Annotated in this window: 14 protein-coding genes, 1 tRNA gene and 3 pseudogenes; 9 read left to right on the top strand and 9 right to left on the bottom strand. The window is 36.0% G+C overall.

Going from position 1 to position 13,765, the window contains the following annotated elements:
• Positions 1-113 precede the first annotated feature (113 nt).
• On the top strand, positions 114-620 hold the full coding sequence (coaD, locus tag WG67_RS02215; protein WP_006279325.1) for a pantetheine-phosphate adenylyltransferase: 507 nt from the start codon (positions 114-116) through the stop codon (positions 618-620).
• Positions 621-688: 68 nt separating this feature from the next.
• Positions 689-880, top strand: coding sequence for a zinc-finger domain-containing protein (locus WG67_RS02220; RefSeq protein WP_006279326.1), 192 nt, complete (start codon positions 689-691; stop codon positions 878-880).
• A gap of 16 nt (positions 881-896) precedes the next feature.
• Here the strand turns inward: WG67_RS02220 and WG67_RS02225 are convergent, their stop codons facing one another.
• The 7 genes and pseudogenes from WG67_RS02225 to rpsB form a co-directional block, all read right to left on the bottom strand.
• Positions 897-1,523 (bottom strand): phosphatidate cytidylyltransferase, encoded by a 627-nt coding sequence (locus WG67_RS02225; RefSeq protein ID WP_010082212.1) that lies wholly within the window; start codon positions 1,521-1,523, stop codon positions 897-899.
• Positions 1,513-2,208: a polyprenyl diphosphate synthase gene (gene uppS / locus WG67_RS02230; protein ID WP_006279327.1), complete on the bottom strand. Its 696-nt coding sequence runs from the start codon at positions 2,206-2,208 to the stop codon at positions 1,513-1,515. Before uppS ends, WG67_RS02225 begins: the two co-directional genes overlap by 11 nt.
• A gap of 6 nt (positions 2,209-2,214) precedes the next feature.
• Positions 2,215-2,478, bottom strand: a complete 264-nt coding sequence (locus tag WG67_RS07800; protein ID WP_010962657.1) for a hypothetical protein — start codon at positions 2,476-2,478, stop codon at positions 2,215-2,217.
• Positions 2,479-2,483: 5 nt separating this feature from the next.
• The gene (frr, locus tag WG67_RS02235; RefSeq protein WP_010962658.1) at positions 2,484-3,041 is read right to left on the bottom strand and encodes a ribosome recycling factor; all 558 of its coding nucleotides are present in this window, start codon (positions 3,039-3,041) and stop codon (positions 2,484-2,486) included.
• Positions 3,042-3,048: 7 nt separating this feature from the next.
• Entirely contained in the window at positions 3,049-3,786 is a 738-nt protein-coding gene (gene pyrH / locus WG67_RS02240; protein ID WP_369800793.1) for a UMP kinase, read from the bottom strand.
• A gap of 16 nt (positions 3,787-3,802) precedes the next feature.
• Positions 3,803-4,663 carry a translation elongation factor Ts gene (gene tsf / locus WG67_RS02245; protein WP_070356839.1) on the bottom strand — a complete coding sequence of 287 codons (861 nt, stop codon included), beginning with the start codon at positions 4,661-4,663 and terminating at the stop codon, positions 3,803-3,805.
• Positions 4,644-5,488, bottom strand: a pseudogene (rpsB, locus tag WG67_RS02250) (30S ribosomal protein S2). Before rpsB ends, tsf begins: the two are co-directional and overlap by 20 nt.
• A gap of 191 nt (positions 5,489-5,679) precedes the next feature.
• Here rpsB and WG67_RS02255 point away from each other — a divergent pair.
• The 7 genes and pseudogenes from WG67_RS02255 (at position 5,680) to WG67_RS07805 (ending at position 11,711) form a co-directional block, all read left to right on the top strand.
• Positions 5,680-5,756 (top strand) — tRNA-Asp (locus tag WG67_RS02255).
• Positions 5,757-5,893: 137 nt separating this feature from the next.
• Complete coding sequence (yajC, locus tag WG67_RS02260; protein WP_010081840.1) at positions 5,894-6,265, top strand: preprotein translocase subunit YajC; 372 nt, start codon at positions 5,894-5,896, stop codon at positions 6,263-6,265.
• Positions 6,266-6,345: 80 nt separating this feature from the next.
• Positions 6,346-8,166 (top strand): glutamine--fructose-6-phosphate transaminase (isomerizing), encoded by a 1,821-nt coding sequence (gene glmS / locus WG67_RS02265; RefSeq protein WP_010962662.1) that lies wholly within the window; start codon positions 6,346-6,348, stop codon positions 8,164-8,166.
• 307 nt (positions 8,167-8,473) lie between these two features.
• Positions 8,474-8,719 (top strand): annotated as a pseudogene (locus WG67_RS07630) (PD-(D/E)XK nuclease family transposase); the annotation flags it as partial.
• 446 nt (positions 8,720-9,165) lie between these two features.
• Positions 9,166-9,309, top strand: a complete 144-nt coding sequence (locus WG67_RS06885) for a hypothetical protein (protein ID WP_173862902.1) — start codon at positions 9,166-9,168, stop codon at positions 9,307-9,309.
• A gap of 37 nt (positions 9,310-9,346) precedes the next feature.
• Positions 9,347-10,927: a group II intron reverse transcriptase/maturase gene (ltrA, locus tag WG67_RS02275; RefSeq protein ID WP_070356809.1), complete on the top strand. Its 1,581-nt coding sequence runs from the start codon at positions 9,347-9,349 to the stop codon at positions 10,925-10,927.
• Positions 10,891-11,711, top strand: a pseudogene (locus tag WG67_RS07805) (Rpn family recombination-promoting nuclease/putative transposase). The gene ltrA and the pseudogene WG67_RS07805 overlap by 37 nt, the downstream one beginning before the upstream one ends.
• 402 nt (positions 11,712-12,113) lie before the next feature.
• Here WG67_RS07805 and murB read toward each other — a convergent pair.
• Together murB and hemC are read right to left on the bottom strand one after the other, a co-directional pair.
• A complete protein-coding gene (gene murB / locus WG67_RS02290; protein ID WP_070356843.1) occupies positions 12,114-13,001 on the bottom strand; it encodes a UDP-N-acetylmuramate dehydrogenase in 888 nt (295 codons plus the stop codon).
• A partial coding sequence (hemC, locus tag WG67_RS02295) for a hydroxymethylbilane synthase (RefSeq protein ID WP_458694990.1) occupies positions 12,992-13,765 on the bottom strand: 774 nt, incomplete at its 5' end. The genes murB and hemC, both read right to left, overlap by 10 nt.

Consider the following 13,765-nt stretch of genomic DNA (forward strand, 5'->3'; position numbering starts at 1 on the left):
CAGTCCTTTGCTCTACCAACTGAGCTATCAGGCCAACTGTATACTTTTATTTTTAGATAAAAAATGTTATTATGTCTATCAAAAGTTTTTAAAGTAGTTTATAAAAATAAAGGATGAACATTAATGACAAAATAGGAATCTACCCTGGCACATTTGACCCTATAACTTTTGGGCATCTTGACATAATCAAAAGAGCGTGTAAACTAGTCGATAAATTAATAATAGGAGTTGCAGAAAACGTTAATAAGCATACTGCCTTTGACACAAAGCTACGCACAAGCATGGCTGAAAATGAAATCAAAGGGCTAGGAATTGATGCAGATGTTATATCTTTTAATGGGTTGCTAGTGAAGTTTGCCAAAGAGCAGAATGCTTCTGTTATTATTAGGGGATTAAGAGCAGTATCGGATTTTGATTACGAGTTTCAAATGAGCTGGGTAAATTATAAACTTCTTCCTGAAATCGAAACCATATTTCTTCCTGCTTCTGAAGATACTCAATTTATCTCATCAAGCTTTGTAAAGGAAATAGCAAGATTAGGAGAAGATGTTAGCAAATTTGTATCAAAAGGTGTTCAAAACGAATTGATTAACCTGAATAGGATAAAAAATGGAGAATAGTGCTTGTTGTTTTTTATTTCTGAATGGGTATATTCAATATATAAAATGTTATAAGCTAAAGGAGCAGCATGTCAAAAGTGAGGGTTAATAATAGAAAAGTTTGTTGTCATGGTGATGAGAATGATGAGGGTTCCGGCCATCCATTAATATATTTAGATATGGGAGAAGAAGAGGAAATAGCCTGCCCTTATTGTGAAAAGACGTTTGTCCATGACTGCACTGTAGAAGCGGTTGGGGAGCTGACTAGGGATGAGCTCTAATGGCACTTCTGCAGACTTAGCTTATGTAAATAGCAATAAGAGGGGCAGTAAAAATGAAACTGTCCATACGGTCGAGCACTCCCCCATGGCCAGGTATCATATTTCCACTATCTTTAACACCGTAAGCTCTTTTAACAAGCGACTCAGTGAAATCGCCAAGTTGCGCTAGAATAGCAATTGCAAGGCCAATGATTGGAGAATAAAAAATTGAAAATAGACCAAAAAATATTGATCCAAAAATTGTGCACACTACTCCAGCTAAAATCGCACCAAGAAGTCCTGCCCAAGTTTTTCCAGGGCTAATAATTGGGCAAATTTTAGCTCCACCAAAATTCTTGCCAAACAGGTAGGCAGTAACGTCAATTCCCCAAATGGTTAAGACGAACCATACTAATGCGTATTTTCCCTGTGGTAGATTATATAAATATATTAATGAGGCGCTTGGTAGTGCAATCAATAATAATGCAAAAACGTATAAAATTTTGTTTCCCTGGGTTAGATTATACCATTCAAAAGAAGATAAAACTGCTATCGAAAAAATCAATAGGTAAAACGATAAATCACTGAAATATGTAGCAAAGGAAAATATGAATAATATTACTATTGAGGACAACATTCTAATTATAAAATTATTATCTACCATATTTTTTCTCTCTTTTTGTATAATCTTCTAATGCTTTACTCAAATCTTGACAAGAAAAATCAGGCCATAAAGTATCACAAAAATACAATTCAGCATAAGCTGCTTGCCATAATAAAAAGTTGCTTAACCTTTTTTCGCCGCCAGTGCGAATTAATAAATCCAATTTTGGCAAATCTTTAGTATACAGAAATTTTTCAAATTCCTCTTCTGATACATAAGCAATATTTTCTTTTATAATATTGCTTATAGCTTGTGTAATTTCTTGCTTTGCTCCGTAACTGACTGCCACAGTGAGTAATAAACCATCGTTCTTATGTGTCATTTCTTCTGCTTTTTTAATTTGATCCAATATTTTACTGGGTAACAGACTTAAATTGCCAATAAAATTCAACTTAATGTTACAATTGTAAATGAAATTGACTTTATCTTCATTAGTTAAAACGGAGTAAAATAAATCAAATAGACAGTCAGTTTCGTTTTTAGGTCTAAGCCAATTCTCCATAGAGAATGCATACAAAGTTAAGTAGGGTATAGTTAAGTCCGTACAATACTTGGCAATATCGTATGCAACTTCACTGCCCTTTTTATAACCATCAATTTTTACCCTTCCTTGATTGTTCGCCCATCTACCATTACCATCCATAATAATTGCTAAATGTTTCGGTAAAGATTCTTGATTCAACATTTAAATTTAACCTAATTTTGACTTGAGTGAAATTTTTTGGATTTCAATGGACACCTGGAAGGTGTCAGCTACTTGCATGACAGGAAGAGAGTTACTGTAGTGACACCAATAGTTGATACTTGAATGCAAAATTGGTGTCATCCCAGTGCTCCGACACTGGGATCCAGGAAATTTGATTTCAAACAAGTGCATCAGATAGTTGTATAGTAAAGACTGGATTCCAGTGTCAAACACTGGAATGACATCATTTGCTATGTAAGCTTTCTCCATATCATTTAGTGATTCAGTATATCCTTTTCTTTGATGGACAATTCACCATCAATCTTTTTTATATTATCATCAGTAATATTTTGTATTTCCTTCTTAGCACCATGAAAATCATCTTCTGAGATTTCTTTATTTTCCTTCATTTTTTCTGTTTCTTCCATAATATCTCTACGTATATTTCTAATGGCAATCCGTGCATTTTCAGCAAACTGATGCAATAATTTCACTAATTTTTCACGGGTTTCTTGTGTCAAGTCCGGAAGAGCTATACGTATGGTGCTACCCTCGACAACAGGATTTAAATTCAGGTTAGCATTTAATATAGCGTTTTTCACTTCACCTACAACACTAATGTCCCAAACTTTAATTGATAGGGTTTTGTTATCTATAACCGAAACGCCTGCAACTTGATTTAACTTTTGATGCCCACCATAGATGTTTACAACTATACCATCAAGCAAAGATGCACTAGCTCTACCAGTGCGTACGCCTTTAATATCATCATGAAAGGACTGAATAGTTTTTAGCATTCTTTCTTTTGTTTTAGCTTTTATTTCATTTAACATAAATTACCTACTGTTTACAATCTGAAACTATAGTATAAGTACCTTGACCCTTAATAATATTGACTATTTTTTCTCCCTTCAAAGAAAAAACTATAATTGGAATAGAATTCTCACGAGCAAGTGAAATTGCTGATGCATCCATAACTTTTAAATCACGAGTCAATAAATCCGTGTAAGAAAGCCTATCATACATTACAGCATCCTCATTTTTTTTCGGATCAGCGGAGTATACACCATTTACTTGCGTACCCTTTAGAATAACATCACAATTCATTTCAACAGCACGTAAGGCTGCAGCTGTATCTGTAGTAAAAAATGGGTTGCCTGTGCCTGCTGCAAAAATTACCACTCTACCTTTTTCTAAATGACGAATAGCTTTCCTTCTGATGTAAGGTTCGCATACAGTGGCCATGGGTATTGCAGATAATACCCTAGAAGCTACTAAATTTTTTTCTAAAAAGTTTTGTAAAATTAAAGCATTGATTATAGTTGCAAGCATTCCAATATAATCACTGCTTGCTCTTTCACAACCACTTAAAGACGCAGATGTGCCACGAAAGATATTACCACCACCAACAACAATACATACCTGAACTCCAAGATTACAAACTTCAACTATGCCTTTAGATAACTCACCTATAGTCTCCATATCGTGACCAAATTGCTTTGATCCCATCAAAGCCTCACCAGAGATTTTAAATAACACCCTGGAATATTTTATTTCGCTTTTTTCATTTGTTGAAATAAACATTTTTTGCTATTTAATCTGCATCACCCAAAACAAGTAACTTGTAATTAGAGAGTTTAACAGCACTCAACTCGCTTGATTTTATAAAATCAGAAATCTTCATCTTATCATCCTTTATAAATTTTTGCTCCAGTAAAACAACTTCTTCATAGTACTTAGCCATTCGTCCATCTACTATTTTTTTTGCTACTTCTTCAGGTTTATTTAAGCTCCTCACTTGCTCTTCAATTATAGAACGTTCGTTGTTCAACTTCATTTGATCTAAATCATCTATAGACAAAGCTTCAGGCTTCATAGCAACTACATGCATAGCTATTTGTTTCCCAATCTCTTGTAGCTTCGCCTTATCACCAGATGATTGCAATGCAATTAAAGCACCAATCTTACCTAAGCCACACACATCACCATGTACGTAGCCAGCAATAACTCCATCCTTAGCTTCTAAGTAACAAAGCTTGCTTAACTCTAGCTTCTCACCAAGAACTGACGTACCATTCATAATAGCTTCCTGCACTGTGCCAATGCTTTCATACTTGGCATTTTTTAACTCATCAACGCTAGTACAGCGTTCTTGATGAGCAATTGATGCTAAATTTAAAACTAACTCTATAAATTTCTCATTCCTTGCGACAAAATCGGTTTCGCAATTGAGTTCAATCAATACACCACAATTTTCAGTCAAACACATAGCAACGAGCCCATCTGAAGCTACTCTATCAGATTTTTTGTCAGCTTTAGCAAGACCTATTGTACGTAACTTATCAACGGCTTTCTTAATGTCACCATCACATTCTTCTAATGCTTTTTTACAGTCACTTAAGCCAAGCCCTGTTCTATCACGTAATTCTCTTATATCATCTGGATTCATCTTCATTTGTTACTACCTCCCTTTCTTCTTCTTTGTAAACTTTACTACGTCTCCTTTTAGTTTGCACAATACCATCTTCTTTTTCTTGAATAAACTCATCACCCCTTATATCATCAATCTTAACTCCAGATTTTGCTAGACTAGACTCTATTCCAGCTAATATAGAGTCGGTAGCTAATTTACAATAGAGCTCTATTGATTTTCTTGAGTCATCATTTCCAGGTATTAGATAAGTAATACCATCTGGATCAGAATTAGTATCAAGTATTGCAACTATTGGAATTCCTAACTTCTTAGCCTCCTTAACCGCTATATGCTCTTTATTAGTATCAATGATGAATAAGATATCAGGAATTGCTCCCGTTTCTTAATACCGCCAAGCGCCTTATCAAGCTTTTGCTTTTTCTTTTCAATGTTTCCCAATTCTTTCTTTGTTAAAATGCTATCCTCGTCATTTAATATTTTCTCATATTGCATCAAGTTTATCGTATAAGAANCAGTGCCCCAATTAGTAAGCATACCACCAAGCCAACGATGATTCACATAATATTGACCACAACGAATCGCTTCACTTGCAATAATATCAAAAGCTTGAAACTTTGTACCAACAAATAGAATGCGACCACCTTGAAATGCAACGTCATATAAAGCCTTCATGGCCACCTGTAGCAATGGTAGTGTTTTTCGCAAATCAATTATATGTATACGATTTTCTTGATGCACTCCATATATGTATGGAGCCATTTTTGCGTTCCAGCGATTAATTTTGTGACCAAAATGTACACCAGATTCAGCTAAATCACGCACAGTGACTTTAGGCAAATTTGTCATATATCATTCCTCCAAATAGTTTATCTTCCATGGCATAACCCTAATGGGACTACTTGTACAAGCCATGTGTGAAATTAAATTATTTACATAGTAATAGAAAAGACAGCAAAGCGCAAACAAAAAATATTGACAAAGGGCAACATGTTTATTAGCTTTAAAGTTGAAGCCCGAAAATGCTAAAAAGAAATTAGGGGGGTGTAGCTCAGTTGGTTAGAGCGCATGCCTGTCACGCATGAGGTCGTGAGTTCAAGTCTCATCACTCCCGCCATATTAGTTTTAGCATAACTTAGAATTCGCAGTACTATTGCCGGTATTGAGAAACGCCTTCACCAAACTTGACATGGCATGGTATTGTAATTAATACTTAAATAGGTTTGTTTTTATCATTAACAATTAGGATTAAATATGCTCATTTCTGAAGTTTTTGCAGCAGATGCAACTAGCAATACATCAAGTATCGGCGCATCTTTTGCTAGTTTTATTCCACTGATTTTAATATTTGTGGTATTTTATTTTCTCATTATTCGCCCGCAACAAAAAAAACTAAAAGAACATAGAAAGATGATAGATCAAATAAAACGTGGTGATACAGTCATTACTTCTGGTGGAATAATAGGTGAAGTTAATAAAGTTGATGAGGCAAATGCACAATTTATAATAGAAATAGCACCAAAAGTTGAGATAAAAGTTCTAAAGTCCGCTATATCTGAGGTTTTAAGCAAAGAAACTCAAAAAGTAGCAGCTAAACCAATTAAAAAGGTAAAATCGAAAGAATGATAAAAAGAATATAAATCAACCAGTAATAAAGGCAAAAATGCTTAACATGTTTAGAAAAAAGTTTGTTTGGTGATCCATTTGTGTGCGGAATATTTGGTGTAGTAAGTAGCGGTGATTCAGTAATACCAACCTTACTAACTGGGTTACAAAAATTGGAATATAGGGGATATGATTCCTCAGGTATAGCAATCATAAATAACGAAGGTAAGATAGAAGTCAAAAAATCAGAAGGTAAAGTCGAAAGGTTATGTGAAGTTGTTGATGACAGCAAGATGTCTCACAGTACAGTTGGTATAGCACATACTCGCTGGGCTACACATGGAGTCCCAGGCCTTAAAAATGCTCACCCCATTCGTACAAATAATGTTGTTGTTGCTCATAACGGCATAATTGAGAATTACAATCTGCTAAAAAAGGGTCTAGAAGAAAGGGGCATGTCATTCCATACTGACACTGACACAGAGATCATACCAAACATGCTAACCTTATATCTTGATGAAGGATTGTCGCCAATTGATTCTCTATTTAAGTGTTTAAACAACTTACATGGCTCATTTGCCTTGGTCTTATTATTTGCAGAATATCCAGACGCCTTATTTGTTGCGAAGAGAAATTTGCCTTTAGCAATAGGCTATAACTGTAACACAGTGTTTGCTGCATCTGACTCTAATGCTTTAAGTGCATTTGTGGAAAGAATATCGCATTTGGAAGATGATGACATTGCAGTGATAAAATCTAGTGGAGTTAGTATATACAACAATGGTACACAAGTTAAACGCAGTATAGAAAATAGTAGTCCAAGTGATTTTCTAATTAGCAAAAATGGTTACCCTAGCTTCATGTTAAAAGAGATTTTTGAGCAACCGCGTGCATTAAACAAAACAATAAATCAATTTTACAAGCAATATAAAGAGGTAATATTTGCTAACAAAAAATTGTTTTCTGAGCTGAGTTACATTACTATAGTTGGATGCGGGTCATCTTATTTTGCTGGGCTAATAGCAAAGTATTGGCTGGAAAATGTCGCTCAAGTTCGAGTATATCTAGAAATCTCATCAGAATTTAGGTATAGCAACGTCAAGCTGGAAGAAGGCAGCATTGGGTTATTTATCTCTCAATCTGGTGAAACTGCAGATACCATAGAAGCGCTGCGTTATGCAAAATCACAGAAGCAAACAATCATTAGTATAACTAATACATTTAGCAGCAGCATTGAAAAGATCTCAGATATTGTGTTACATACTCTTGCTGGGCCAGAAATTGGTGTTGCTTCAACAAAAACCTTTTCTGCGCAACTTGCAACTTTAGCATGCTTTGCCGTGGAGCTTGGAAAAATAAAAGGTGTACTGGGTGGAGAGAGAATAAAACAGCTAAGCAACGCTATTAACTCTATTCCCGAGTATGTTGAGCACGTTTTGAATGTGATGAAAATACAACATATATCGGACAGTATATTAGAACACAATAACGTTATTTTAATCGGCAGAGGAAGTTCATACGGAGTTGCAATGGAAGGCGCATTGAAAATAAAAGAGCTTTCATATATCAATACAACTGGTATTGCAGCGGGAGAAATGAAGCATGGTTCTATTGCTTTAATAGACTCTACTGTGCTTGTTATAGCAATTATCCCTTATGATGATTTATTCTTTAAAACGCTATCTAATATACAAGAGATTATTGCAAGAAAAGGCAAAGTAATTGCCTTCAGTGATAAACAAGGAGCGCCATTCCTAAGGGGAGTTTGCGCAGATGTGGTGCAACTTCCAGACACTGATAATTTTATCTCTCCAATCATCTACAGTGTTGCTATGCAATTCCTTGCTTACTTTACTGCAGCAAAAAAAGGGTTAGATGCAGATTGTCCAAGAAATTTAGCTAAGTCTGTCACGGTTGAGTAGTCCATTTAAAGTTAAAGCTAAACTTCTAATTAAGGTGACCAGACTGCATTCTGTGATTTTTAGCAAAACACGATACACAATCGTCATTCCGCTACTTGTTAGCGGAATCTATGCCGACGGTCTGCGGCGGTATGACGGTTCGTGGCGGTATGATGGTTAAGCAATTCGTCATCCCGCTGCTTGTTAGCGGGATCTAGAGATACCGCGAATGAATCGCNGTTCGCGGCGGCATAGCTATCTTCAAAAATATGGTTGAATAATTGTTAATAATAGTGTATAATTATTAATATTTTTAAGCACTTTGGCTATGGCTTTATCTAAGTTTCTCGACCCTAAGCTGGATTTAACCTTCAAAAAAATATTTGGCACTGAAAAAAATAAGAATATTCTCATACATTTTTTGAATGATATTTTAGGGTTTACCGAGATAAATACTATACAAGAAGTGGAATTCCTCAGTACTATAATGGATCCTGAAATTGCCTCTAAAAAACAAAGTATTGTTGATGTTCTCTGCAGAGATGAAAATGGGGTGCAAGTAATAGTCGAAATGGTGCGACCTGAAAGCCTTCGGTCATATTGTTTAAAAGGAGAGGAATTCATTCAGAAAGAAACTGAAAGGATTCTAAAGCTTATTGAACCAGATGTTTTGCCATCTGAGTCTACGCATCAGTGCGAATTGGGTAACCAGTTGGTGCCGAGCGACGCGGACAATGAACCTCCTCTTGATAAAGAAGATGCTCAATCGTGAGAGAAAGCATAAACTACAAGCATCATGTGGTTGGAGGGCTAGGCTTAGTGGTATGGTGAACGTAAGTGAAGCTTCATAAGTATCGTAACGATTAAAGAGCTAAAGATGCTGATAAGCTCCGACCAAAAGGTAATGTGACATTTTTCATTTCTGGATGTACGCAAATAATAATTCCACCGGTATAGAGAAGCCACCTAACGCGCTTTTGTGTGACAAAAGGAACAGGATAAGCCTGTATTTTCGCCTATATGGCAGGCAACCCGCAAGGAATGCTGATGGATGTGCAGGTAAAGGATAATGGAGAAAGCGAATGCCATTTTGTAACGAAATGGATAGAATTTGTAACATTAATTCGCGTGAAAACGAGCAGACTTCCATTTGGTCCCTCATGACAAGAAACTTTGTTAACCACTTAAGGTAGGAAAGCAGATGATTACAAGTACAACTGTAAGTGCACCTACCAATAACTCCGAAGCATGGAACCAGTTACCCTGGAAGAAATGCCAAAAAGTTGTTATGAGGCTACAGAGGCGTATTGTTAAGGCTGTCCAACAAGGCAGATGGGGTAAGGTGAAAACTTTACAACACCTTCTCACACGCTCTTTTAGCGGCAAAGCTTTGGCGGTTAAGAGAGTAACTGAAAACCAAGGAAAAAACACAGCAGGTGTAGATCGTCAAATATGGTCAACTTGCAACACAAAATTTCAAGGAATAAAGCTATTAAAACAAAGAGGATACAAACCTTCTCCGCTAAAACGGATATACATCAGTAAGTCTAATGGCAAAAGAAGACCTCTTGGAATCCCTACGATAAAAGATAGAGCCATGCAAGCATTATACTTGTTTGCTTTGGAACCGATAGCTGAAACGATCAGTGATCGTCACTCTTATGGTTTTAGACCAAAAAGATCCTGCGCAGACGCTACTGTGGCTTGTCACTTGTTACTGGCAAGCCGTAACCAACTACAATGGATACTCGAAGGTGATATTAAAGGGTGTTTTGATAACATTAACCATGAATGGCTCATGAAGCATATTCCTATGGAGAAGAAAATTCTTCATAGCTGGTTAAAAGCTGGCTTCCTAGAATCAAAAACTCTGTATTCCACAACTGCAGGTACCCCACAAGGTAGTATCATCTCTCCAATACTAGCAAATCTAGCCCTAAATGGACTTGAAAAATCATTGGAAAGTCAATTTGGTAAACTTGGCAGTAAAAGAAGAAGCAAAATCAGAAGTGGAGTAAATGTAATCAGGTACGCAGATGACTTTATCATTTCAGGAATCACACGTGAAGTACTGGAAAATGAAGTAAAACCTCTAGTATCGTCCTTTCTTCAGGAGAGAGGTCTTATCCTTTCCGAAGAGAAAACAAAAATTACATCTATTACAACAGGGTTTGACTTTCTTGGTTGTAATGTACGCAGGTATAATAAGAAGTTAATTATAAAACCTTCAAAAGAAAGTATTAAGAAACTTCTTAATAAAGCACGTACATTGATAAAGGCAAACATAGCGAACACTCAGGCCGTACTAATCAAGTTGCTCAATTCCCTATTAAGGGGATGGGGAAATTACTACAGCCATGTGTGTGCGAAAAGAGCTTTTAACAAAATAGACCATGAAATTATGTGTGCTCTATGGAAATGGGCAAAGAAAAGACATCCTCGTAAAGGATTACGTTGGATAAAGAATCGTTACTTCAAGGTAATGAAACAACGCCAATGGGTCTTTGCTGCACCCATATGCAAGAACAAACCGAAAGAGATAAGGTATTTAAGACTGCTTAGGTTGATTGATATACCTATCAGACAACATGTTAAAATCAGGGCGGATGCAAATCCACTTGACTTAAAATGGAAAAAGTATTTTGATGAAAGAGTGAAACAAACAAAAATGTTAGCAAGCTCTTTCTCAAGAGAAGGTTCTCTACTGTTGGTGTCACCATTAAGAATGATGTTTTCTGAGGAATCATCAAGGACAAGCCGGTTCGAGAAAAGAAGGACTTAGATAAGGGGCTCAAGCGTAGTGTGGGGAAACCTGCATGCTGCGTTTCTAAGGGAGGGAGTAGTAGCAATACTACTTCCTTACCTAACCAATGATTATAGGTTTTCTGTGCATAATGACACATAACACCCAGCGGTCTTGTTACCTCATGATTATCAATATAATGAGAGCAGCCACCATGAAATACCAGTGGCAAATGTCTGTGACCATATAATTCCTTAGTTTCAAGAATCTCTTCATTCGTAAAGCGATAAAAAGTTATGCCACCATCTTTTTTTACTTAAAAGATTTTCAATTTATCTTCATAGAGCTGCCAAAATTTCCTAAGAGTAGAGAAGAACAACTAGAAAGTGTAGTAGACCGTTGGCTATTTTTTTTCAAATATGCAGATGAAACAACGGACGAAGGTCTCAGAAAAATTGCGGAAAAATCACCAATAATAAAGCTAGCATATGATGAATTAGATAAGTTTCATTGGAATGAAAAAGATCTAATAACTTATGAAGAAAGAATAATGGATCTGCGCAAAGAAGAAGCCATTCTTGAATACAGACTTGACCTTGCTACTGAAAAAGGCATCCAAATTGGCGAAGAAAGAGGCATCAAAATCGGTAAAGAGGAAGGAAAAATCGAAGGAAAAATCGAAGGTAAAGAGGAAGGAAAAATCGAAGGAAAAATCGAAGTCGCAAAAGCAATGCTGGCTAACAATGTTGATGTCAACACTATTGTCAAATTTACTGGCCTTTCTATTAGTGAGATTGAAGAATTAAGTGTGAACGGTTACTAATTAAGAACTTTAATTATCAATCATAAATCACTGAATTTCGCTAGTAAATTTGTTGCCATTGTCCATATTGCACAATTGTATATAAGATATAGTATAACAATAGTGTCCGTTCAGCTAATACCAATTCCCACTGCACAATAAACGGATAGATAACAATGGAAAAAAAGCCATACTATTGCCTTTCTTTCTCACTCCACAATTAAATAACTCTACAATATCGCTTATTTGATTCACTAATAATGAGAATTGGTATAACTTTGCTATTTTTCTCTCTAGATTCTTGCAAAGTTCTACAAGATTAACCACATTACCTCACGGTTTCTCTATGATTATTTTTTTAGATTACTTGTTTACCTTATTTGCCGTTCTCCTGAACGAATATACATAAGCTATAAAAACTATCTAATAGCTACCCAAAACCCTTATTTCCCACTCAAGTTCAACATTAAATTTATCCTTTACTGCATCTTTTACTTTGTTGCCAAGGTTTTCCAAGTCAGATGCAGTTGCATTATCGTAATTGAGCAAGAAGTTACAATGTTTCTTAGAGATTCTAGCTCCACCAATATTTAACCTTAGGCAGCCAGATTTATCAATTAACTCCCATGCTCGGTAGTTTTTTGGATTTTTGAATATGCACCCAGCTGTTTTTCCTCTTATTGGCTGGCTTTTATTTTTCCTCTCAATAACTTCCTTTAACCTTTGCAGTATAAGCTCATACTCTGAGTTTACTCCTTTAAACTCAGCTTCAACAAAAATCCAATTTCCTTTTAGGCTATGTCCACGGTAAAAATACCCCATTTCTTCGCTGGAGAACTCATATAGGTTTCCATCCTCTAGATTCACTGCTTTTATGGATTGTACAACACTTGCGATATCACTACCATATGCACCTGCATTCATTTCTATTCCGCCACCAACTGTTCCTGGAATTCCAACTAGAAACTCCAACCCACTAATCTGCTGATTTCCCGCAAAGTGAGCAAGGTTGCTGAGCAGCACAGCTCCCCCAGCTACAATAGAGTTGTTACCCTTACTTTTAATATATGCAAACTCCTTACCTAATTTTACTGTTATTCCTCGAATACCACTATCTCGCACTATTATGTTGGATGTTGCACCAATAACGCTAACTGGCAGTTCAGTATTTTTAATCAAGTATGTTAAATCTTCAATATCACATGGTTTAAATAATACATCAGCTCGTCCACCAACATTTAACCACGTCGCTTTAGACATTAAGACATCACAACGATAGATTCCACGTACTTTAGGTAAGCTTATAAGCATTTTGATTTCAACTCTAATCCTGCATCCATACCCATTTTCTCCGCATCTTCTATAAATGAAGTGCGCTCAGTGAAGTATATATTTTTTCCACTTGCTAACATACAACGAAGGTGTAGCATATTTTCGCTCACATATTCAGCCAAAGCTGCAAGTGGTGTAAAACATGAACCATTCACTGTCTTCATAAAACTGCGCTCTGATTTCACTCCTATAAAAGACATATTATTATTAATTTTCTCTAAAAGATCGATAATTTTTACATCATTCCTTCTACATTGAATACAAACCGCCCCCTGCCCCACTGCACTTAACATAACTTTTGGTGGCAATACCTCTGTAATCAAGTGATGTTTTTCTAATCTTATGAGTCCTGCTTCAGCTAGAATTATTCCATCAAAACTTTGATTTTGCAATCTGGTTGTTACATTTCCACGTAGCGGTACTATATTTAAATCTGGTCTAACATTTAACAACTGAACTTTTCTTCTTATTGAAGAAGTGGCAATAGTAGCCTGCTGTGGCAAAGACTCAAGGCTATTGTGTTTATGAGAAATAAACGCATCGCATGAACTTAGCCTTTCTAAAACACAAGGAATTGTTAAACCCCCTGAGAAAAACGTAGGCATATCTTTTAGCGAATGAACTGCCATGTCTATATTATTTTCGAGCAATTCAGTCTCAATTTCTTTAATGAATAATCCTTTGCCTCCTATTTCAGCAAGATTTGCGTTTGCATACTTATCTCCAGAAGTTTTTATTTTAAC

The organism is Wolbachia endosymbiont of Drosophila incompta, assembly GCF_001758565.1.
GTDB lineage: Bacteria > Pseudomonadota > Alphaproteobacteria > Rickettsiales > Anaplasmataceae > Wolbachia > Wolbachia pipientis.